Annotated in this window: 17 protein-coding genes and 2 tRNA genes; 1 reads left to right on the plus strand and 18 read right to left on the minus strand. The window is 60.8% G+C overall.

Features of this window, described 5'->3' with window-relative positions:
* Positions 1-30: 30 nt before the first annotated feature.
* The 15 genes from DWV20_RS03800 to asnB all read right to left on the minus strand — a co-directional run bounded on the left by DWV20_RS03800 (position 31) and on the right by asnB (position 16,934).
* On the minus strand, positions 31-2,673 hold the full coding sequence (locus DWV20_RS03800) for an ATP-dependent Clp protease ATP-binding subunit (RefSeq protein WP_117635964.1): 2,643 nt from the start codon (positions 2,671-2,673) through the stop codon (positions 31-33).
* A gap of 297 nt (positions 2,674-2,970) precedes the next feature.
* Positions 2,971-4,539 (minus strand): threonine/serine exporter ThrE family protein, encoded by a 1,569-nt coding sequence (locus tag DWV20_RS03805; RefSeq protein ID WP_233539767.1) that lies wholly within the window; start codon positions 4,537-4,539, stop codon positions 2,971-2,973.
* Between the two features lie 418 nt (positions 4,540-4,957).
* Positions 4,958-6,922, minus strand: coding sequence for a lysine--tRNA ligase (gene lysS / locus DWV20_RS03810; protein WP_118256415.1), 1,965 nt, complete (start codon positions 6,920-6,922; stop codon positions 4,958-4,960).
* 79 nt (positions 6,923-7,001) lie between these two features.
* Positions 7,002-7,472, minus strand: coding sequence for a transcription elongation factor GreA (gene greA, locus DWV20_RS03815; protein WP_118256416.1), 471 nt, complete (start codon positions 7,470-7,472; stop codon positions 7,002-7,004).
* Between the two features lie 106 nt (positions 7,473-7,578).
* Positions 7,579-7,854 carry a twin-arginine translocase TatA/TatE family subunit gene (gene tatA, locus DWV20_RS03820; protein ID WP_022094895.1) on the minus strand — a complete coding sequence of 92 codons (276 nt, stop codon included), beginning with the start codon at positions 7,852-7,854 and terminating at the stop codon, positions 7,579-7,581.
* 112 nt (positions 7,855-7,966) lie between these two features.
* Positions 7,967-8,043 (minus strand) — tRNA-Pro (locus DWV20_RS03825).
* 49 nt (positions 8,044-8,092) lie between these two features.
* Positions 8,093-8,989, minus strand: a complete 897-nt coding sequence (gene ispE / locus DWV20_RS03830; RefSeq protein WP_118237030.1) for a 4-(cytidine 5'-diphospho)-2-C-methyl-D-erythritol kinase — start codon at positions 8,987-8,989, stop codon at positions 8,093-8,095.
* Between the two features lie 2 nt (positions 8,990-8,991).
* Positions 8,992-9,288, minus strand: coding sequence for a Veg family protein (locus tag DWV20_RS03835; RefSeq protein ID WP_118237032.1), 297 nt, complete (start codon positions 9,286-9,288; stop codon positions 8,992-8,994).
* A 114-nt stretch (positions 9,289-9,402) separates the two neighbouring features.
* Positions 9,403-9,849, minus strand: a complete 447-nt coding sequence (dtd, locus tag DWV20_RS03840; protein ID WP_055286755.1) for a D-aminoacyl-tRNA deacylase — start codon at positions 9,847-9,849, stop codon at positions 9,403-9,405.
* A 3-nt stretch (positions 9,850-9,852) separates the two neighbouring features.
* Positions 9,853-10,494: an RdgB/HAM1 family non-canonical purine NTP pyrophosphatase gene (gene rdgB, locus DWV20_RS03845; protein ID WP_118237034.1), complete on the minus strand. Its 642-nt coding sequence runs from the start codon at positions 10,492-10,494 to the stop codon at positions 9,853-9,855.
* 143 nt (positions 10,495-10,637) lie between these two features.
* Positions 10,638-11,363 carry a ribonuclease PH gene (gene rph / locus DWV20_RS03850; RefSeq protein ID WP_117563804.1) on the minus strand — a complete coding sequence of 242 codons (726 nt, stop codon included), beginning with the start codon at positions 11,361-11,363 and terminating at the stop codon, positions 10,638-10,640.
* Positions 11,364-11,417: 54 nt separating this feature from the next.
* Entirely contained in the window at positions 11,418-12,302 is an 885-nt protein-coding gene (murI, locus tag DWV20_RS03855; protein ID WP_117583118.1) for a glutamate racemase, read from the minus strand.
* A 53-nt stretch (positions 12,303-12,355) separates the two neighbouring features.
* On the minus strand, positions 12,356-13,267 hold the full coding sequence (locus DWV20_RS03860; RefSeq protein ID WP_117736905.1) for an HAD family hydrolase: 912 nt from the start codon (positions 13,265-13,267) through the stop codon (positions 12,356-12,358).
* A 111-nt stretch (positions 13,268-13,378) separates the two neighbouring features.
* A complete protein-coding gene (locus DWV20_RS03865) occupies positions 13,379-14,941 on the minus strand; it encodes a Mur ligase family protein (RefSeq protein ID WP_118237036.1) in 1,563 nt (520 codons plus the stop codon).
* A gap of 112 nt (positions 14,942-15,053) precedes the next feature.
* Complete coding sequence (gene asnB, locus DWV20_RS03870) at positions 15,054-16,934, minus strand: asparagine synthase (glutamine-hydrolyzing) (protein ID WP_117563808.1); 1,881 nt, start codon at positions 16,932-16,934, stop codon at positions 15,054-15,056.
* A gap of 187 nt (positions 16,935-17,121) precedes the next feature.
* Here asnB and DWV20_RS03875 point away from each other — a divergent pair.
* A tRNA-Val gene (locus DWV20_RS03875) sits at positions 17,122-17,197 on the plus strand.
* Positions 17,198-17,809: 612 nt separating this feature from the next.
* Here DWV20_RS03875 and DWV20_RS03880 read toward each other — a convergent pair.
* The 3 genes from DWV20_RS03880 to argJ form a co-directional block, all read right to left on the minus strand.
* Positions 17,810-19,093 (minus strand): aminotransferase class III-fold pyridoxal phosphate-dependent enzyme, encoded by a 1,284-nt coding sequence (locus DWV20_RS03880; protein ID WP_118206303.1) that lies wholly within the window; start codon positions 19,091-19,093, stop codon positions 17,810-17,812.
* Between the two features lie 69 nt (positions 19,094-19,162).
* Positions 19,163-20,143 (minus strand): acetylglutamate kinase, encoded by a 981-nt coding sequence (gene argB, locus DWV20_RS03885; protein ID WP_117798353.1) that lies wholly within the window; start codon positions 20,141-20,143, stop codon positions 19,163-19,165.
* Between the two features lie 81 nt (positions 20,144-20,224).
* Positions 20,225-21,493 carry a bifunctional glutamate N-acetyltransferase/amino-acid acetyltransferase ArgJ gene (gene argJ, locus DWV20_RS03890; protein ID WP_118206302.1) on the minus strand — a complete coding sequence of 423 codons (1,269 nt, stop codon included), beginning with the start codon at positions 21,491-21,493 and terminating at the stop codon, positions 20,225-20,227.
* Positions 21,494-21,579 lie beyond the last annotated feature (86 nt).

Raw genomic sequence — 21,579 nt, forward strand, 5'->3', positions numbered from 1 at the left:
CGCCCCCGTTATACAAGGTATGTTCAATCCCTACAGCGCACCAGAGCCGGCTTGCATCATGCCACCGGGGCCCGAGCTCACGCCACTGCTCACAGGCGCGGCGTTTCCGGTGTGCGGCGCCGCCGGAGCGGTATCGCCACCGAGCGTGCCCGCCGGACGCGGTGCCGGGATCTCGCCCGTGCCGTGGCTAAAGACAAACTTGCCATCGGCCACGTCGCACAGGACGGTATCGCCCTCGCCCCACTCGCCGGCCAGAAGCTCCTCGGACAGCGGGTCCTCGATGAGCTTTTGAATAGCACGACGCAGCGGACGTGCGCCATTGGTAAGATCGGTACCCTCGGCCACAATCTTGTCGTAGGCCGCATCGGTGAGCTTGATGTTCATGCCGTTTGCGATCAGGCGCTGGCGCAGATCGTCCACCAGCAGGTGCGCGATCTTGGTGAGATTCTCGCCCGTGAGCTTCTGGAACACCACAATGTCGTCGATACGGTTGAGCAGCTCGGGGCGGAACAGGCGCTTGAGCTCGCCCATCGCGCGGCCCTTGATTTCACTCGACGTGAGACCCTGCTCGCCGGTGGTGCCAAAGCCAACGCTCGCATCCTGTGCGATCTCGCGGGCGCCCACGTTGGACGTCATGATGATCACGGTGTTGCGGAAGTCGACCGTCTTGCCCTGGCTATCAGTCAGGCGGCCCTCCTCCAGCACCTGCAGCAGGATGTTGAAGATGTCGGGGTGCGCCTTCTCGATCTCGTCGAACAGCACGACCGAATACGGGTGACGACGAACGGCCTTGGTAAGCTGACCGCCCTCGTCGTGACCCACGTAACCCGGAGGGCTACCGATGAGCTTGGAGACCTCGAACTCGCTGCCGAACTCCGACATGTCGAAGCTGATGAGCGCGTCCTTGCTGCCAAAGAGGTACTCGGCGAGCGTCTTGGCGAGCTCGGTCTTGCCTGTGCCGGTGGGACCCAGGAAGATAAAGCTGCCGCCGGGGCGACGCGGGTCCTTGAGCGGCGAACGGCTGCGGCGCACGGCCTTGGCGACGGCCTCGACTGCCTCATCCTGACCGATGATGCGCGTCTTGAGCACGCTTTCGGTCTGCAGCAGGCGCCGGCTCTCGCTCTCGGTGAGCGAGGAAACCGGCACGCCAGAGGTCACGGACACGATGTCGGCGATCTGACTCACGTCGATGGTGAGCGGGCTGGCGTCGAGCTCGGCGGTCCAGGCGGCCTTGGCTTCGGCGAGTTCAATCTCGGCGGCCTTCTGCTGCTCGGTGATCTCGGCGGCCTTGTTCATGTCATCGCTCTCGGTGGCCTCCTGCGCGGCGGCCTTGAGCTCCTCTATACGCTGCTCGGCCTCGCGCACCGGCTCGGGCGCGCGATTCGCGGCGATGCGAGCGCGGGCACCGGCCTCGTCGATGAGATCGATGGCTTTATCGGGCAGGAAGCGATCCTGGATGTAGCGGTTGGAAAGGTTCGCGGCGGCCTCGATAGCACCCTGCGTATAGCGCACATGGTGGTGCTCCTCGTAGCGCGGCTTAAGCGCGGTCAGGATCTTGACCGTGTCCTCGACGCTCGGCTCCTCGACATCGATGGTCTGGAAGCGACGCTCGAAGGCCGGGTCCTTGGTGAGGTACTTGCGGAATTCCTCGGCCGTGGTGGCGCCGATAATCTGGAAGGCACCGCGCGCGAGTACGGGCTTGAGCATGGAGCTCGCATCGATGGAGCCCTCGGCAGAACCGGCACCGATGATGGTGTGCATCTCGTCGATAAACAGGATGACGTCGTCCGCTTCGGTGGCCTCCTGGATCACGTTCTTGAGGCGCTCCTCAAACTCGCCGCGATACTTGGCACCCGCCACGAGACCCGGCAGGTCGAGCGTCCAGATATTCTGGTTCATGAGGTTCTCAGGCACGTTGCCGGCTGCTATCTGCTGAGCCAGGCCCTCGACGATGGCCGTCTTGCCCACGCCGGGATCGCCCAGGATGAGCGGGTTGTTTTTGGTGCGACGCGAGAGGATTTCCATCATGCGCTGGACTTCCTTTTCGCGACCAATTACAGGGTCGAGCTCGCCGTCGCGCGCCTTCTGCGTGAGGTTGGTCGCGAACTGCTTGAGCGTGTCGGTGCCACTCCCCTTTTGCTGAGAGGCATCCGAGCCGCTAAAGAACGGCAGGCCCGCACCGGGACGCCCGGCACCGGCACCGGCGAGCGGACGCTTCTTGTCCTGGTCCTTGGCGGTGAGTTTCTCGATAGCCTTTTTAATGGAAGCAGACGACACGCCCAGGCGCATGAGGATGTCCATGGCCATGCCGTTGCCCTCTTCGACGATGCCGATCAGCAAGTGCTCGGTCGAAACGTAGGTCTGGTTGTTCTCGCGTGCCACGCGGAAGGAGCGCTCCATCACGCTGATGACGAGCGGCGTAAAGGCGAGCTTGGCAGCCTCGGTCTCCTCGCTGGGCTCGGGAACCGTGGTCTGGACCTCTTTGAGGGTATCCATGATGTCATCGTAGGAGATGTCGAGCGAACGCAGTGCCTCGGCGGCAATGCCCTCGTCCTCCTTGGCAAGCGCGAGCAGCAGGTGCTCGGTGCCCACCTTATTTGAGTGCAGATCGAGCGCCTCCTGCTTGGCCATGGACATGACCTTGCGCGCGCGATCGGTAAAACGGTCTAACATGCTAGTTCCTCTTAGACGAGCTAGTTTTTCAAACGCAAAGCGCCACTCGTGGCGGCGCTTTGGTCTCTTTACCCATATGGAGTATATGTTAACCGTTGGGACCTTTCCTGCCCGTAGCCGCGCGACAACGTCTACAAAAAAGGAATTGCCAGGTGCCTCTGCATCGGCCCAACGAGCGTGGATTTTCGGACACCCATTCCACGAGCGTGGATAATCTCCCGTTTTGAGCCCGTAAACAGGCCAAAAACGGGAGATTATCCACGTTCATGTTTTGCGGATCAGTTTCATTTGCACCAATTAGCTGGTGTGGCGCCAGCGAGAGTCGGTGAGGGTTCTCGCCACGCCCAGGCCAACGGGCAGAAACGCCACAATGAGCACTGCACGCACAAACCAGCCGAGCATATTGACCGTGTCGAAGGTGCACATGTAATACATCGAGCGATACAGATACAAGCCCGGCACCATAATGACAATCGATGGCACCGTGAGGGCGATACGTGGGTAGGTGAGCTTGATTTCGGCTAAGCTCGCGAGCAGGCCCGATACCAGCGCACCGATAAACGCTGCCGCCTCGGGAGGCATACCTAAGCTCAGGCCCAGGAAGGGAAACAGCGCCGACGCATCAACAAGGGTCAGACGCAAGGTATTGGACACGGCGCCGATCAGCCCAGCTGCCGCGGCCATCTTTACCGGGCTGTTGAACATCACCGAGAAGCCGAATACGCCAACAAAGCTCATCACCACGCGCAGGAGCGTAAGGGCAAGCGGCGAAAGGCCGAGCGGGGCAAAATCATCCGGTGCCAGCCCCACACACTCGGCAACCATCCAGCCCACAAGGGTCGCCATCACAATAATCGACACGGCATACGAAAGACGCTCAATGCCGCTTCGCATATCGAGCTTAGCGATGTCGAGGCCTGCCGTAATGAGGGGAAAGCCGGGAATCACAAAGAGCATGGCGCCGATATAGCCTTCTTGGTGCGACATTGCCCCCGGTACGACCTGGCCAAGGCCGAGCAATGTCAGCAGATACGAAACGCAAGCGAGCGCAACGCCAATCGTCAGCGCGCTAAACTGGCCAAGACCCTGCTTGAGAATATGAGAGCGAGCAAAGTTGCCAACACCAGCGCCTACGAATGCGCAGGCCATCTCGATAGGGCCGCCGCCGAGCAAAAAGACGAAGGCGCCGCAAGCACAAGCTGCCGCAAGGCCCTGTTGCCAGGGAGAGTAATCGGGTTTTGAACTCTCAACGGTCTTGAGCATCTCGTGGTATTCGTGCACGGTAAACCGGCGCCCATACGTCTCGATTTCCTTTAGGAAGCTCTCCATCATCCAAATGCGATGGGTATTGACTCCCGTTGTGGGCAGGCTGACAACCTCGTTAAAGCAGTGGCCATCTTCGATGCAGGTGCACTCAAACGACAGAAGACTTAAGTCAACGTGGACGGTGACACCGAGTACGGCGGCAACGCGATTCATGGTATCGCGTACACGCCAGGCACCCGTTCCGCTCGCGAGCATAAGCATACCGGTGCGGCAGATGATGGATGACTTATCGGTGAGCGGCGCATCGACGGCAAGCTCATCGCCTGCCGTCACGATCTGGTGCCAGTCAGTTTTCATATGGAGTGCGCCGGCACGAACACCGTGGTGCATGGGGGCTCTCGAAAGCAGCGAGTCAAGGCGCGAAGACTGTGGGGGCTCCGCTGATCCGACCTCGTCCTCGTCGGGCTCTTCATCAACAAGGTCGAAAGTATCGAGCGCCGCCGGCTCGCGACGGTCGATCAATTCCTCGTCCTCATCATCAAAGTAGTTGAACTGATCGAGCATGTCCTCTTCGATTGCACGCTCGCTCGCGTCGTCCATATAGACGCTCCCTTCCTGCCGACTAACTCCCATCCTAGGCAGCGACGGCTAAAGGAAACATAAAAGAGACGACTGTCATGCATGGAAGGCGTAAACCCCCAATGCACCGGTAGACCCCAGGCGGCTAGGACCGTCCCCAAGTGCCGGCACAAGAGGAACGTCCCTAAGTGCCAACCAGGGCAACGCCACAGGTAGAGGACGGACAGCGAAAGCCCGCCAGAGCGAGCAAGGTGCTTTCAAGCAAAATGGCGCCGCAGGTTGAGCATAAGTCAGCGAGCGGGTCGCATTTGAGACAAGGTGACGTGAAACGAAAGGGCGCTGACCTTCTGGTCGCGCCCTTGAAGTTGAACGTCAGATTGTCCAAATGCGGCCCGCGCAGCGTCGAGCCGTTACGCGGTTCTACGAACCGCGTAACTAGTTAGTACATCTTTGCGCCGGCGGGGATGGAGACGTCGAGCTGGATCAGGTTGAGACGCTCCTCACCATCCTCCTCGTGGATGGCGCTGATGAGCATGCCGCAGCTGGGAATGCCCATCATCTTGCGCGGAGGCAGGTTGGTGATGGCGAGCAGAGTCTTGCCGACCAGGTCCTCGGGCTCATAATAACCGTGAATGCCGGAGAGGATGGTGCGGTCGGTGCCAGTGCCGTCGTCGAGCGTAAAGTTCAGCAGCTTCTTGGACTTCTTGACGGCCTCGCACGCCTTGACCTTCACAGCGCGGAAATCGCTCTTGGAGAAGGTATCAAAGTCGACGAACTCCTCAAACAGCGGCTCGACGGCGATCTTGGAGTAATCAACCGTGGGCTTGAGCGGCTTGACGAACGGGCTCGCGGTGTTGCCGGCCTCGGCAGCCTTGGCGGCAGCGGCACCGGACTGGAAACCCTTCTCGGGCTTCATGTGCGGGAACAGTAGCACGTCGCGGATGGAAGCCTGGTTGGTGAGCAGCATGACCACGCGGTCGATACCGATGCCGATGCCGCCCGCGGGAGGCATACCGTACTCGAGGGCGCGCACGTAGTCCTCGTCGTACTCCATGGCCTCGTCGTCGCCGCCAGCCTTCTCGGCCATCTGGGCGGCAAAGCGCTCGGCCTGGTCGACCGGGTCGTTGAGCTCGGAGAACGCGTTGGCGTACTCGTGACCGGCGATAACCAGCTCAAAGCGGTGCGTCAGGCGCGGGTCGTCCTCAAAGCGCTTGGCAAGCGGGCTGACCTCGATGGGGTAATCGCAAACGAACGTGGGGTTGACAATGGTGTCCTCGCCCAGCTCATCGTAGATCTCGGCGATAATCTTGCCGGCGGTCCACTCGGGCTTAATCTCCAGGCCCTTCTCGCGCGCGGCGGCAGCAAGCTCCTCGACCGGCGTGTCGATGGTGACCTGCTTGCCGAGCACGTCGGAAACGATGTCGGTCATGGGACGGCTGGCCCACTCACCAGAAAGGTCGATGGTCTGGCCCTGGTACTCGATGACCTCGGGGTTGCCGATGGCCTTGTTAGCCGCCTTAATGACACCCTGGGCGAGCGCCTTCATGCCCTCGAGGTCGGAGAAGGCACGATAGGCCTCCATCGTGGTGAACTCGGGGTTGTGGGTAAGGTCCATGCCCTCGTTACGGAAGATACGGCCGATCTCGAACACGCGCTCAAAACCGCCGACGATGCAGCGCTTGAGGTGCAGCTCGGTAGCAATGCGCAGGTAGCACTCCTGATCGAGCGCGTTGAAGTGCGTGATGAACGGCTTGGCAGTAGCGCCGCCCTGGATGGTCTGCAGGATGGGGGTCTCGACCTCCATGTAGCCGTCGGACTCCATAAAGCGACGGAAGGTGGAGAGAATCTGCGAACGCTTACGGAACGTCTCGCGAACGTCGTCGTTGGCGATCAGGTCAACATAGCGCTGGCGATAGCGGGTCTCCTTGTCGGAAAGACCGTGGAACTTCTCGGGCAGCGGACGAACGGCCTTGGCAAGCAGGGTCGCGCTCTTAGGGGCAACGGAAAGCTGACCGCGCTGGGTGCGCACAACCACGCCGGTCACGCCCAGGATGTCGCCCAGGTCGAGAGCCTTGAGCGTATTCCAGGCAGCCTCGTCCATGTCGTTGATGCGGCAGAACAGTTGAATCTCGGCAGTCGCATCGCGCACGACGATGAACATGATCTTGCCCTGACCGCGCTTGGCGACCACACGGCCGGCGATCTTCACGACATCCTCGGTGTCCTCACCATCGGCAAGATCGGCGTACTTAGTCTCGATATCGGCGACGTAGTCCTCAAGCTCAGAGTGCTCAGGATAGGGGTTCTGGCCCGCCTCGAACAGGGCGGCGCGCTTGGCCAGGCGGGTGGCGCGCTCGTCGTTGAGCGTCGACGCCTGATCGGCGGCGTTCTGGTTCTCTGCCATAAGTTAGCTCCTCAAACTAAAACGCTCCCCAGGATTCGGTCCCAGGGAGCGAAAACATACCTTTACGCGGGACCGTGGTCTAGCGTGCGATCTTGGCGATGGCGTAGACGCGAGTCTTGCCGGAAGGCGTAACGACCTCGACGGAGTCACCCTCGCCGTGACCAATGATGGCGTGACCGACCGGAGACTCGTTGGAAATCTTGTGCTCGAGCGAGTTGGTCTCGGTGGTGCCGACGAGCGTGACTTCCATGACCTCGCCGTTGGGATCAATCAGCGAAACGGTGGAACCGATGGAGACGGTCAGATCGCCCGTGGTGGCAGCAACCTGAGCGTTGGCGAGGATGGCCTGGATCTCGGCAATACGAGCGGCGTTCTGGGCCTGCTTGTCCTTAGCGGCGTCGTACTCGGAGTTCTCCGAAAGGTCGCCGAACGCGCGGGCTTCCTTGATGTCCTCGACGATCTCCTTGGCGTAATCGCCCTCACGCCAGGCGAGCTCCTCGACGAGCTTCTGGCGGCCCTCAGCGGTCAGTACGATCTGGCTTGCGTCCATACGGATATCTCCCCAACTCTGATCAAACAATCAACTGTCAACAAAACGAAAAAGACCGGCTAGCCTGCGGGCAAGCCGGTCAGGTGCTCACCCCAAAGGGATGGGACTACTCTGCGTCCGCGTCGCTGTCCTCTGCCTGCTTCTTCTTGGCAGCAGCGAGCTTGGCCTCGAGCTCAGCGATCTCCTTGTCCTCCTCGGACTGCTCGACCACGACCTCCTCGGCCTGCTTGGTCTCGGCCTTATCGTCGCCCTCCATACCCTCGCGGATATTCTTGACGGTAGAGCCGAGGGACTTGCCGAGCTTCGGCAAGTTCTTGGGCCCGAAGATAATCAGGACAACGACGAGAATAATGATGAGCTCAGGAGCCCTCAGTCCAAACATGTAGACCTCCACAATACAGCGAGACAAGCTCGAATGAGTATACCGCGGGTATCGCGGTATCACAACAATAGCTAAAAAAAGGGACCGCAAGAAGCAGTCCCTCCTCATGCTCTGGTCGGGTTGACTGGATTTGAACCAGCGACCCCTGCGTCCCGAACGCAGTGCTCTACCAAACTGAGCCACAACCCGTTAGCTCGACTATAGTAACAAAGATTTCCGTCGTGTGCTAGAGAAATTTTTACTTCTTTGGCACTTCGATGCGAACCGTGTTGGGAATGAGCTCCGTCGCGCAGGACCACCAGCCGTTTTGCAGGGCAGCGTCGGCAAGCCTTTCGGCCGTGGCGGCGGTGTCGCAAATGGCAAATGAGCAGGCACCCGATCCGCACACATCTACAGCAACGGTGCCGTCCTGTTTACGCAGCCAATCGAGAACCATTTGAATCTGCGGCTCCATCTGTGCGGAAATGACACCTAGGTTGTTATGGATGAGCGCATATGCCGTCTCGGCATCACCAGCATGCAAGGCAGAAGCTATCGCGCCGGGCTTGTCTGTAGGCACCGGAGCCTCGTCAAAACGTCGATAGGCTTCAATTGTCGAAACGCTTGCCTCGCGCGGCTTGACCAACACGACGGGCGTTGCGGGCAGCGCGGGATACTCAGTTGCCAGCACGTCTCCCCCACCTACGTAGAACGCAAGGCTCGCGTGCAAAAAGAACGGGACGTCAGCACCAATGCCCCGCGCAATGTCGTCGAGCGCGGGGTCGGAGCGATCAATTCCCCAGAGCTCCGCCAAGGCGACAATGACCGCGGCCGCATCCGTCGAGGGACCGCCCAAGCCGGCGCACAATGGAATGCGCTTCTCAATCGTCACGCAGATGTTTGCCTCGCGACCATAATGCTCGGCCATAGCAACCGCAGCCCGATACGCCGTATTCTTTTGCATGGGAAAATCTGATGCCGGAACCGTCTGGACGGTCAGCACCTGCGCCGGCGTGACCGTCACGGTATCGGCAAGACCGACGGCTGCCATCAGGGAGTCGACTCTGTGATAGCCGCGGGCGTCGCGCTCGGTATGAACCCCCAGATAGAGGTTAATCTTTGCCGGCGCGGAAAGAGTCAGGGACCGATCGGTCACCGTTAGTGCTCCTCGAGCTGATTGCCGAGCGGGGTAAAGATATGCTCGCCGCTCTCGGGGTCGAACAGCTCGACCTGACCGGTGAGGACATCGATATACTGGTAGGACTGACGCGACTTGCGGCCTCGGCGCTCGTCAACCTCGACGATAAAGACGGCGGGGTGGACGCTCTTGATGGTGCCCATGCGCTCGACGACGCGGGTGCGGCCCATGTTGGCCTTCACCTTAACGCGATCGCCCACCATATTGGTCAGCTTCTCGTGGATGTCGTCGACGTGATTGACTTCCATCTCTTCCATGAACAGGGCCTCCAGAAGATGCAATTCAAAAAGGGGATAATACCCCTAAGATAGACAAAACTCTAATACTATAGCACCCTGTTGCGACCACGCGCAAGTAGCTAATTTGGCTACTTACAGATTGTCGGTATCGAGGACGATGGTGAATGGGCCGTCGTTGACGAGGTCGACTTTCATATCGGCGCCAAAGATGCCGTGCGCCACGTGTTCGACATCTTGACGAACGAGCGTCAGGAAGTACTCGTAGAGCTCGTTGGCAACATCGGGCGCGCCCGCATCGGTAAACGACGGACGGCGACCGTGGCGGCAATCGGCGAACAGCGTGAACTGCGACACCACGAGCACCTCGCCGTCGACATCGGCAAGTGCCAGGTTGGTCTTGCCGTTCTCGTCCTCGTTAATGCGCAAGCCCCGGAGCTTGCCCCACAGCTTATCGGCCTCGGCGCGCGTGTCGCCGTGGCCCACGCCCAGCAGCACCAGGTAGCCACGTCCAATACGGCCCACGCACTCGCCGTCGACCGTCACGCCGGCGTTGAGCACGCGCTGCACCACCGCGCGCACGGCCTACTCCTCGCCCGTCAGTTTGGCGGATAGGTGCTCGAGCGCATGGAATCGATGGCTGATGGCGTTCTTCTCGTCCGCCGTCAGCTCGGCCATGGTCTTGCCCGGCGTGTCGACCGGCAGGAACAGCGGGTCGTAGCCAAAGCCGTGATCGCCGCGGCCCTCGTGTGCGATAGTGCCCTCGCAGGCGCCCTCACCATAGGTGACCAAACCGTCCGTGTCGATGAGCGCAACGACGCTCCTAAAGCGCGCGGTGCGATCCTCGTCGGCCACGCCCTCCAGATTCACGAGAAGCTTGGCGTTGTTGGCGGCATCGTCTCCGTGCACGCCCGCATAGCGCGCGCTATACACGCCAGGCTCGCCGTCCAGGGCATCAACGACCAGGCCAGAATCGTCGGCAATGGCCATAAGGCCCGTCTCCTCGACCGCAGCCTGCGCCTTGATGATGGCGTTCTCCAAAAACGTCGTGCCGTTTTCCTCGGGGTCCTCAAAATCGCCCAGCTGGCCGAGCGCCACAAAGCGAACCTCGGGCATGACCTTGCCTAAAATGGCCTCGATCTCGGTGAGCTTATGGGCGTTGCCCGTTGCCACGACAATGGTCGCCGCCGGGTCGAGGGTGTCGATGTCGATCTTCTCAAGTGCCATGAGTGGTCTCCTTGTCTCTATAGCAATGCCGCGCCGAGGGCGACGAGGGCCTCCGCCTCTCCCCTCTCAATCAACGGCAGTCTTATACTTCGACGTTTTCCCAGATAAAACCTGCCAAAATAAACCTGTCCCTTTTTGGCAGGTTAGGCGATGGCTTGGCGCTGAAGCTCGATGAGCTCGGCGATGCCTTTGTCGCCCAAGTCGAGCAGGGCGTTGAGGCGCTTACGGTCAAAGGGCGCCTGCTCGCCAGTGCCCTGGAGCTCGATCATCTCACCGGTGTCGGTGGCAACGAGGTTCATGTCGACTTCGGCATGGCTGTCCTCGGAATAATCGAGGTCAAGCAGCGTATTGCCGTCGACAACGCCCATGGAGATTGCAGCCACCTGGCCGGTAAGCGGGATGCGCTCGATCTTGCCCGCCTCGACCCACATGGCGAGGGCGTCGTGCAGCGCCACCCAGGCGCCGGTGATGCTCGCTGTACGCGTGCCGCCATCGGCCTGAATCACATCGCAGTCGACGGTGACGGTGTACTCGCCGAGCGCCTTCATGTTGACGACGGTACGCAGGCTGCGGCCAATGAGGCGCTCGATCTCCATGGAGCGGCCCTTGCGGTTGGCGTGTTCGCGCTTGCAGCGCTTGCCGGTCGACGTCGGCAGCATGGCGTATTCCGCGGTCACCCAGCCGGCCTTAGCTCCCTTTCGCCAGCCCGGCACGCCCTCCTCGATAGTGGCGGCGCACAGCACGCGCGTGTCGCCGAACTCGGCCAGGCACGAACCGTGGGCGTGCTTCATGACGCCACGGGTGAGCTTAACGGGACGCAACTCGTTGGCGGCGCGGCCGTTGGCGCGGTTGACCTGCATGTACTCCATAGAAAGATCCTTTCGGCAAAAAATGTGGCGAAGGCTTTGGCGGCGGCCTTGCATCTATTTCAGCTCATCGATATCGATATGCTCAATGCTCTTGAGCGGCTGACCAAAGATAAAGCTGCCCGCCACCGCAAACTCGGCAATGTTATCGGCCGTCGTGGCAAAACGATGCTGCGGCTCGGCGGCGTCGCCCGCCAGCTGCTCGCGGCGCGTGAGGATATCGGTCAGCTCGCGCGTGGTCTCCTCGGCGGAACTCACGACGCGCACCCCAGGCCCCAGCGCATGACGGATAGGTCCCACCAACAGCGGAAAATGCGTACAGCCGAGCACCACGGTATCGATACCGTGGTCGCGCAGCGGCTCAACCGTGGCACCCACCAGCGCACGCACGGCAGGCGTATCGAAGATGTCCTCGTTCTCAAGCCACTGTTCCTGCAGATGTGCACCCGAGGCGAGCTCGTGTTCGACAACCTCGACAAAGCTCGAGGCAGGACAACCGTATACATCGACGCCGGCATCCAGATCCTGGATGGCGCGCGTGTAGGCGCCCGATCGAATGGTGAGGTTGGTGGCGAGCACGCCCACCCGGCGCGTGCGAGTGCTGTTGATTGCCGCGCGTGCGCCCGGTGCGATCACACCGATGACGGGAACGTCGAGCACCTGCTGGGCCAGACGCAAGGCCGCAGCGGTCGCCGTGTTGCAGGCGATGACCATAATCTTGACGTCGTGCTTCGACAGCCAACGGCCCGCCTGCAACGCAAACGAGCGCACCTCATCCTCGGTGCGCGTGCCGTAGGGGCAGCGTTTTGTGTCGCCGAAGTAGTAGACGGACTCGTGCGGCAGCGCCGTCGCGATGGCGCGCGCAACCGTCAGACCACCAAGACCCGAGTCGAATACGCCAATAGGGCGCGTGTCCCCGGCCAGATTCTTGATATCGGACATTACCTCACCAGATTCTCTCTCGAAAAGACATATCCAAGTGCGGCGACGCCGCGCTACGAACGCGCCGTGACCAGCAGCTCTGCCGTCGCCGCCCAACCGTCGACAATTTTGCCGCGCGTAACGAAAGCGTTCTCGCAAGCAGCCAGGAACTCGGGCGCGCCGGCGCTCGTCAGGCCATTCTCGACCAGGCAGAACGTGCCCACGTGATCGGCCATGTAGAAGTCGGACTCGGAATCGCCGAGCGCGAGCGTCTCCTCGCGCTCGATCCCCAGGTGCTCGCAGAAGCGCGCAATGGCGACGCCTTTGTTGAGGCCCGCGGGGTTGATGTTGAATGCACGACCGTCCTCGACGCGATCGAGCTCGAGCGTCGTCGGCTTGGACAGATGCGTCAGGTGACCGTTACAGGCCCACACCAGGCCACAGCCGGCCTCGTCGAGGATGGCCTGCGCCTCGTCATCGGGGATGTCGCCGCGCATGCCGACGGTAACCTCGCGGTACTTGTAGCCGGTCGACATGTCGTTGTGATACTCGATCTTGTGCGGCCAGCGGGCGAGGATCTTCTCGCACACGCCAGTCTGCTCGATCACCTGGTGCGGCGTGAGACCGCAAGATGGGTCGTAGGGCATATCGCCGGTCAGATACTCCCAATCGTTGGCCTTGAGATCGTACATGACCAGGCCACCCATCTCACCAATGTAGGAGTTGAGGCCGAGCACGCGCGCATCCTCGTGGATCATGGTGCGGTTGCGGCCCGAGGTGGGAACCACTTGGATGCCGGCGCGAGCAAGTGCCACGACAGCCTCGACGAGCTTGGTCGAGGGGTTGCCGTCGTTGTCGCGCAGCACGCACGAGCCGGGTGCGAGCATCGTAGCATCCAGGTCGGTAAAGACGTACTTGACCTTGGCCAAGCGCTCGCGCATCTCGCCCGAAAGCTCGGCAACGGTCGGCAGGGTGTTGTGGGACATGGTTACTCCATTACGTAGAAGGGGCTTCTGGTCTTAGGCGGCGCGCCTCACTCGAGGAAAAACGCGCTTGCAACGGCAGCGCGCTCAGGACGCCGCCCTCATCGCAGTTCATTAGTCAAACTGGGTAACATCGATTAGGCGATTGGCCAGCGAAAGGTCGCTCTCGATGGGCACGAACTTGTCGCCCACGTGCATGAGCTCCTCGTCACCCTTTGCCAGCAGCAAGACAATGGTGGGAGCATCGGCGTTGACGTACTCCTCGCGCGCCGCCTTGAATGCCGCGTGCACAGCAGCCTCGCGATCGAGAATGATCTTGTTCGGCGTATCGTCGGGAACATGTTCGGCAAGCTCGCGGCAGACCTTCATCGGGTCCTCGTGAGCCGGATCCTCGTTGGTAAAGATCATCAGGTCGGAATATGGTGCGGCCTCGCGCGGAAGCTGCTCGCGGCGCTCCTGCGCCTTGCCGCCGGCAGCGCCAAACACTGCAATGACTGGACTAGTGGGAAACGCGCGCTTAACCGACGAGAAAAGCGATCGGAACGAAAGCTGGTTGTGCGCATAGTCAACGACGCAGATCACGCGGCCGTCCTTCGACTCCACGACCTCCATACGGCCCGGCACACGCAGTTTGGAGAGGCCCTTCTTGATAGCCTCGATACCGATGCCGATCTCGTGCGCAGCGGCGATAGCGACCAACGCGTTTTCCACGTTAAAGTCGCCCGCGATGCCCAGCAGGACCTTCTCCCCCGCCTCGGACTCGTCAGCACACAGGCCATGCAGGTTAAACTCGATGCTAAAGCCGAGCACGCGGACATCGCTTGCCCACAGGCTTGCCTCGGGATGCTCGACGCCAACGGTCACCAAGCGCTCGGCCGTCGACGCTGCCTCCAGCACACGGTCAACCTCTTCGGTGCCCAGATTCACCACGGCGGTCTTTGCCTGGTCAAAGATCCTGAGTTTGCTCTCAAAATAATCCTCAAACGTGGGGTGTTCGATCGGCGAGATGTGGTCGCGGCCGATGTTGAGGAAGCACGCCACGTCAAACGGCAGATTCTCGACGCGTTGGTACTTGAGCGCCTGGCTCGAGACCTCCATGACCATGGACTGGCGACCGGACGTGCGGCAGTTGGCGATATGGCGCCAGACCTCGGGGGCCTCGGGCGTGGTGTTGGTGCTCTCGTAGCACTCGATACCATCGTCGGTACTCACCGAGCCGATGATGCCGCAGGACTCGCCCGCCGCCTTGATAATCGACTGGAGCATAAAAGCGGCAGTGGTCTTTCCCTTGGTACCGGTGATGCCCACGATCTTGACGTCGTGGTCGGGACGGTCGTAGACCTCCGGCGGCAACAGGGCCATGGCCGTGCGAACGCTATCAACAACCAGCATCGCAGCACCGCTCTCCTGCGCCAGCGGTTCCAGAGACTCGACCAGCGACTCTTCGCACACAAATGCGACGGCGCCCGCATCGAGCGCCATGCTCAAAAACGCGGGCTTAAAGGCAGCGCCTTTGCAAAAGAACACGTCACCTGCCGAGACCGCGCGCGAATCAAACGAGCAGCCGGTCACGGCACGCTCGTCAACCTGCTCTGATGCGCGCAGCTCGCCGAACACATCGAGAAGCTTGGCAAGCGTATCGACCGTGGTCACGGTCGCGGAATCCGAATGGTGCATCTTTCACCTTTCTCAGCCATTTGGCAGGGACGGTTTTTATAGTAACTGAAACGCACCCACGCAAAAACGGCTCCCGGAGGAGCCGTTACGCGCAGGCGTTCGTAAGCCGAGGCTAGGCAGCCTGAACAGCGGGCTGGTCCTCGTCGATAAAGAAGCGCTTGTACCACACCAGGAACACGAGCGGCGTATAGATCTTGCGCTGGAAATCGCCCTTGCCCGCAAAGTGCAAATCGAGCAGGTGCATGAGCTCGTCGGTATCGAAGAACTCGCTTGCCCACGGCGCGGTGAAGTACTCCTTGACATAGTCGTACCACTTTTGCTCGCGCAGCCAGTAGACAATCGGCACCGGGAAGCCCACCTTGGGACGGGTGGCCCACTCATCGGGCAGCGACTTGTTGGCAGCGTGGCGGAGTACCTGTTTGTTGCCGTTCTCGTTGATGCGGTAGCGGTCGGGAATGTGCTCGGCGAACTCCATGACTTTGCGGTCCAGGAAGGGCACGCGCAGCTCCAGCGAATGTGCCATGCACATCTTGTCGGCCTTGAGCAGAATGTCGCCCGGGAGCCACATGTTCATGTCCAGGTACTGCTTCTTGACCAGCTCGGGCTGGCCCTTCACGCGTGCGTAGATGGGTGCAGCGAGCTCAAAGGCGCCGTCGCCGGTGTTGTACTCGGGCTTGAGCACGCCGTCGACCTCGCGCTCCGGCCATACCAGAGCCTGTCCCAGGAACGACTTCTCGGGGATCTCGGCACCCTTGACCAGGAAGTTATGTCCCTTGAAGTACGGCATATGCAGCGCCAGGTTACCGAGCGCGCGACGGATGGGCAGCGGCACCATCTTTTTGTACTTGCGGACCGGAACCGTGTCCTCGTAGTAGGCGTAGCCGCCAAAGAGCTCGTCGGCGCCTTCGCCCGAAAGCACGACGGTGACGTCCTTGCGGGCCATCTCGGCCAAGAACCACAGCGGCACGGAAGACAGGTTGGACTGCGGCTCGTCCATGTGATACTGGATGTCCTCGAGCGCACCGAAGAACTCGTCGGCGGTAATCATCTTGCGGACATTCTCGACGCCGAGCTTGTCAGAAAGTTCCTTGGCGTAGTTAGTCTCGTTGAAATTCTTGTAATCGAAGCCCACCGAGAAGGTCTTGTCGGGCATGAGGCAAGCGGCGATGTAGCTGGAGTCGACGCCGCCGGAGAGGAACGACGCGACCTTGACGTCGGCGATGCGATGGGCCTCGACGCTCTCGTGCACGACCTCATCCAGCTCGTCGACGTACTCCTCGAACGGCTTCTCGACGGCAGAGTAATCGCAATCCCAGTAGCGCTCGATGTTCATCTTGCCGGTCGGGATGTCTACGGTAAAGTAATGCGCCGGCGGCAGCTTGTAGACACCCTCGAAGAAGGTCTCCTCGGTTGCCGAATACTGCAGCGTCATGTACGGACGCAGGGCCTTTTTGTTGACCGCCTTGTGGAAGTGCGGGTAGTCCAGGAAGCTCTTGATCTCGGAACCAAAGAGCACGCCCGGAGCGCCGTCGCCCGCATCGGCCATGGGATAGTAGTAGAGCGGCTTGATGCCAAAGATATCGCGGGCGCCAAAAAGCTTGTTCTTCTTCTTGTCCCAGATGACGAAGGCGTACATACCGCGCAAGCGATCGAGTACTGCCTCGCCCCACTCCTCGTAGCCGTGCAGGAGGCTCTCGGTGTCGGCGCCGCAGTGGAACTTGTAGCCCTTGGCCTCGAGCTCGGAACGGAGTTCTTGGAAGTTGTAGATCTCGCCGTTGAAGACAATGACGACGCTACCGTCCTCGTTGGCCATGGGTTGGGCGCCAGCCTCGGTCAGGTCGAGGATCGACAGACGGCGGAAGCCGAGGGCAACGCGGCCGTCGATAAACTGACCGCCCATGTCGGGACCGCGATGGACGATGCGGTCCATCATCTTGGTGAGTACCTCGGATTGGTTATCCGTCCCACCGACAAAACCGACAAAACCGCACATATACTATCCCCTCTGCTGTTGCTGGGCATCAAATCGAATCAGTAGCTTTTGAGTATACCCGAGGGCGTAAAGAGGGGCGGAATGTTCAGGCAATCTCAACTGAATCAGCTCCGCTGTGACACGCGACGGTTACCTTTAATGGATATGAGATGAATGAGGCGATTGTTTTGCTATACTCTCTCCGCACGGGCGATTGGCGCAACGGTTAGCGCAGGTGCTTTACACGCACAAGGCTGGGGGTTCGAATCCCTCATCGCCCACCACTGATTTGGAAACGGTCCTCGAAAGGGGACCGTTTTTTGTTTGGGCCCATTTCATGGGATTCGAACCCGCAAGGGTGCGGAGCTGAGGAAACGCGAAGCGTTTTCCAGCGCAGCACGCGAGGGCCGTAGGCCCGAAGCGAGAGCGGGCGGCGTCAGCCGCACGCGACATCCCTCATCGCCCACCACTGAATTGTTAGGCCTCCAGCGATGGAGGCCTTTCTTTTTTTCAGGCCCAGCGCATGGGATTCGAACCCGCCAGCACGTCTGTCACAAAGGCCGTGGCCAGAAAATGGCAAAAATGAGTACTGCTACCTTGCTTACAACATATCAAAAGATAGTATTTGCTTAAGTTACGCAACATATGTCCATTATAAGGACTAACAATTAGATCAAAATCGTGCATTCATCGCCATTTCGACTTGCCATCTGGTCTTATTAGTCCAAAATTGCTGCGACCAAATCGGTAACAGTACTCATATTTAATGTTTTTTGACCAGCAGGTCTCCCCGCCTTAGCAAATCTAAGGCAAAACGGGCTCCAGACCGCTGAATCATGCCACATAGGGCACGTCCGCAGTCCGGAACCCGGTCCAAATTGAGTTATTGTGCCGCGTTAGCCCAAGACACCCGCCAGGATCTCGATCAGACTGTCCACGTCGGCTTCCTCGCAGACAAGCGGCGGCAGGAAACGCAGCGTGTGGGCACCAGTAGCGTTAATCACGGCGCCGGCGGCCAACGCGCGGGCAACAATATCATGCGCATCGCCCGCAGCGTCATCTAAATCGCAGCCGAGCATTAAGCCGCGACCGCGTACCTCGACCACGTGCGGCAGCTTGGTGAGCTTTGCCTCCATATAAGCACCCACCTTGGCAGCATGCTCGGCATAATCGCCGCGCACGAGCGCGGAGAGCGTCGCGGCGCACGCCGCGACAGCCAAGCAGCCACCGCCAAAGGTCGAGCCGTGGTCGCCCGGCTTAAACACGTCGGCGATCTCCTTCTTTGCCACCACGGCACCCATGGGCACGCCATCGGCAATGCCCTTGGCAAGGCTCATAATGTCGGGTTCCACGCCATAGGTCTGGAATGCAAACGGCTTGCCGGAGCGGAAGATGCCACACTGGACTTCGTCGGCGATAAGAACGGCGCCTGCCTCGTGTGCCAAGTCACGCGCCGCCGCCATAAACTCCTCGGTCATGGGGTGCACACCGCTCTCGCCCTGAATCGGCTCGAGCATGACAGCGCAGACCTCGCTTCCCAGCTGCTTAAAGATCGAACGCAGTTCGTCGACATCGTTGGGCGAGCAGGCCACAAAGCCACCCGGCAGCGGACGGAAGCTGTCCTGTAGCCAATCCTGCATGGTGGCGGCAATGGTCTCGAGCGTACGGCCGTGGAAGCCGCCGCGCATGCATACGATGGTGTTGCCGCCGTTACCAGCACGCTTGGCGTACAGACGTGCGAGCTTCATCGAGCCCTCGTTAGCTTCGGCACCAGAATTGGCAAAGAACGTCTCCCACACCTGCTCGTCCGCAGCCGGGGCACCGAGCGCAGCGGCCGTGGTCTCATCGCCGGCGGCAATGGCATCGGCCAGCACGCACGCACCATCTACGTCGTCGTTGGCAAGCTTGGACAGCAGCGCCGCGACCTGTCCGCGCTGCTCGATGTAGAAGTAATTGGAGACATGCATGAGCTTTTTGGTCTGCGCCTCGAGCGCCGAGAGCACTGCAGGGTTGCCGTGGCCAAGGCTGCACACACCGATACCGGCAAGAAAGTCAAGATACTCACGGCCGTCATCGCCGGTGAGCTTCATGCCGTGGCCTTCGACAAACTCTACCGGAAAGCGACCAAAGGTATGCATAACGTAATGGGATTCGAGCGATTGTTGAGTTGCAAGTGACATGGGATGCCTTTCGTTGGGCGCCGTACGGCGCAGGGCTATGGGTGCAGGGACGCGATGACCGCGGGTCAGCTAGACCGTCTGGAGCTTCTCGACCTCGTCGAGGTTCTCGGTCAGGCGCGCCGCAAACGTCGAAAGCGGGTGCGGATGCGTATCGAATTCGTAGGCCGTCTCGGTGGAGTGGATCACGGTACCGACGCCAGCATCGGTCAGCAGCTCCAGCAGCAGCGAATGCGGCGTCGTGCCGTTGATGATGTGGGCTCGGAACACACCGGCGGTAAGCGCATCGACGGCGGCGCGCAGCTTGGGAATCATGCCCTTGTCGACCTCGCCGCCGTAGAGCATCTCATTGACCTCGTCGAGTGTCAGGTTGGAGATGAGCGAATCCTTATCGCTAAAGTCCTTGTACAGGCCGTCGACGTCGGTCAAGAAGATCGCCTTGTGCGCATGAAGCGCCGCCGCAACGGCGCCGGCGGCGGTATCGGCGTTGATGTTGAAGAAGCCACCGTCCTCCCCCGCTGCGACCGTGGCGATAACGGGAATGTACTCGCTGTCGAGCAAACGCTCGATATAGTCGGTGTTGACGTGCGTGACCTTGCCTACGCGGCCGAGCTCTGGGTCGAGTGGCTCGGCGATAAGGGTACCGGCGTCGCTGCCGGACACGCCCACGGCCAGGTTGCCGTGGTGGTTGAGCGCCGCGACCAGCTCCTGATTGACCTTGCCGCCCAGTACCTCGCGCACGATATCCATGGTGGCAGGCGTGGTCACGCGCTGGCCGTTCTTAAACTCGACGGGGATGTCGTAGTGGCCGAGCGCCTCGTTGATGGCCTTGCCGCCACCGTGCACGATAACAGGGCGCATGCCGATAATCTTGAGCAGGACGATGTCGCTCATCACGTCACGGCGCAGCTGCTCGTCGACCATGGCGGCACCGCCGTACTTGATAACGACCGTCTTACCGGTCAGGTTCTTAATCCACGGCAGCGCCTCGAACAGCAGCTGCGCGGTAACTTCGTTGGATTCGCTCGAGCGACAATCGCGTGCGAACTTCATAGTCTGCCTCGTCTTTCGTGTAGCTATCGCGCCGCACCTCGTTGCCCGCGATTGCAGCGGGACGCGCGGCACATCGGGAGTCTAGGAACGGTAATCGCCGTTAATGGAGATGTACTCGTGCGTGAGGTCGCAAGTCCACACGGTGGTCGCCGCGTCCCCTGCGCCCAGGTCTGCCGAGATCACAATCTCGGGCGCCTCAAAGCGACGCAGCGCCTCGTCCTCGTCAAAGGGAACGGTCAGGCCATCACGGCAGACGGGCATACCCATCATGTCGATGGACACATCTTCTTGGTTAAACTGCACGCCGCACTTGCCGAGCGCCATGGCAACGCGGCCCCAGTTGCAGTCGTGGCCGGCGATGCAGGTCTTGACGAGCGGCGAGTTGGCGACAGCACGAGCGGCGATATCGGCCTCCTCGTCGTTCACGGCGCCGGTGACGTTAACCGTCACGAGTTTGGATGCACCCTCGCCGTCTGCGGCGATGTTGCGCGCCAGGCTCTCGCACACCTCATGCACGGCAAAGGCCAGCTCGTCGAAGGCGTCAGAGCCCTCGACAATAGGCTCGGCATCTGCGGCAGCGACGCCGGAGGCAAGCATGATGCAGGTGTCGTTAGTCGAGGTGTCGGAATCGACCGTTACCTTGTTGAAGGTCTGCTTGACGGTGGAGAGCAACAGGGCGTGGAGCGCCGCCGGCTCAACGGGGGCATCGGTAGTGATGACCGCGATCATGGTTGCCATGTTGGGCATGATCATGCCCGAGCCCTTGCACATACCGCCCACCGTATAGGCATTGCCTGCGTGCCCCGCGGCCTCGCTGCGGTAACACACGGCATACTCCTTGGAGTGCGTGTCGGTCGTCATGATAGCGCGGGCGGCATCGGCGCCACCGTGGGCGGAGAGCGCCTCGTAGGCGGCAGGAACGGCAGTCTCAAACGTGTCGATCGGCAGAATCTGACCAATTACGCCCGTGGAGGCGACCAGAATCTGCTGGGGCTCGCAGCCGATGACCTGCGAGGCGATGTTGCAGGTCTCGAGCGCGCAGGCAAGACCGGTCTCACCCGTGGCGGCGTTGGCGTTGCCGGAGTTGACCGAAACGCCGGCAATGACGCCGTAGCCCTTGTCGGCGCCGCCCAAGTTGGCACGGCTCACCTGCACGGGCGCCGCACAAAAGCGGTTAGTCGTAAACACGCCGGCACCGGGACAGGGTTTATCGGGGACGACGAGCGCGTAATCCAGGCGCTCGGGATTCTTGCGGAATCCGGCATGGATGCCCGCCGCCTTAAAGCCGGCTGCCGCCGTTACGCCGCCCTCTACGGCACGAATCTTGATGTCGAACTGCTCAGCATTCATCGTCTTTACGACTCCTTATGTCAAACAAAAAATGGACATCGGTTGGTGCGCCATGCCAGCCACAATCATGAGACCAGCTTAAGAGT

Source organism: Collinsella sp. AF02-46-1 (assembly GCF_003465825.1).
GTDB lineage: Bacteria > Actinomycetota > Coriobacteriia > Coriobacteriales > Coriobacteriaceae > Collinsella.

What these genes read in the sequence shown, in the direction of transcription:
- DWV20_RS03800 (WP_117635964.1), bottom strand. Translation starts at nt 2,673, where the DNA reads ATGTTAGACCGTTTTACCGATCGCGCGCGCAAGGTCATGTCCATGGCC.
- DWV20_RS03805 (WP_233539767.1), bottom strand. Translation starts at nt 4,539, where the DNA reads ATGGACGACGCGAGCGAGCGTGCAATCGAAGAGGACATGCTCGATCAG.
- lysS (WP_118256415.1), bottom strand. Translation starts at nt 6,922, where the DNA reads ATGGCAGAGAACCAGAACGCCGCCGATCAGGCGTCGACGCTCAACGAC.
- greA (WP_118256416.1), bottom strand. Translation starts at nt 7,472, where the DNA reads ATGGACGCAAGCCAGATCGTACTGACCGCTGAGGGCCGCCAGAAGCTC.
- tatA (WP_022094895.1), bottom strand. Translation starts at nt 7,854, where the DNA reads ATGTTTGGACTGAGGGCTCCTGAGCTCATCATTATTCTCGTCGTTGTC.
- DWV20_RS03835 (WP_118237032.1), bottom strand. Translation starts at nt 9,288, where the DNA reads ATGGAAGAGATGGAAGTCAATCACGTCGACGACATCCACGAGAAGCTG.
- rdgB (WP_118237034.1), bottom strand. Translation starts at nt 10,494, where the DNA reads ATGGCACTTGAGAAGATCGACATCGACACCCTCGACCCGGCGGCGACC.
- rph (WP_117563804.1), bottom strand. Translation starts at nt 11,363, where the DNA reads ATGGAGTACATGCAGGTCAACCGCGCCAACGGCCGCGCCGCCAACGAG.
- murI (WP_117583118.1), bottom strand. Translation starts at nt 12,302, where the DNA reads ATGTCCGATATCAAGAATCTGGCCGGGGACACGCGCCCTATTGGCGTA.
- DWV20_RS03860 (WP_117736905.1), bottom strand. Translation starts at nt 13,267, where the DNA reads ATGTCCCACAACACCCTGCCGACCGTTGCCGAGCTTTCGGGCGAGATG.
- DWV20_RS03865 (WP_118237036.1), bottom strand. Translation starts at nt 14,941, where the DNA reads ATGCACCATTCGGATTCCGCGACCGTGACCACGGTCGATACGCTTGCC.
- asnB (WP_117563808.1), bottom strand. Translation starts at nt 16,934, where the DNA reads ATGTGCGGTTTTGTCGGTTTTGTCGGTGGGACGGATAACCAATCCGAG.
- DWV20_RS03880 (WP_118206303.1), bottom strand. Translation starts at nt 19,093, where the DNA reads ATGTCACTTGCAACTCAACAATCGCTCGAATCCCATTACGTTATGCAT.
- argB (WP_117798353.1), bottom strand. Translation starts at nt 20,143, where the DNA reads ATGAAGTTCGCACGCGATTGTCGCTCGAGCGAATCCAACGAAGTTACC.
- argJ (WP_118206302.1), bottom strand. Translation starts at nt 21,493, where the DNA reads ATGAATGCTGAGCAGTTCGACATCAAGATTCGTGCCGTAGAGGGCGGC.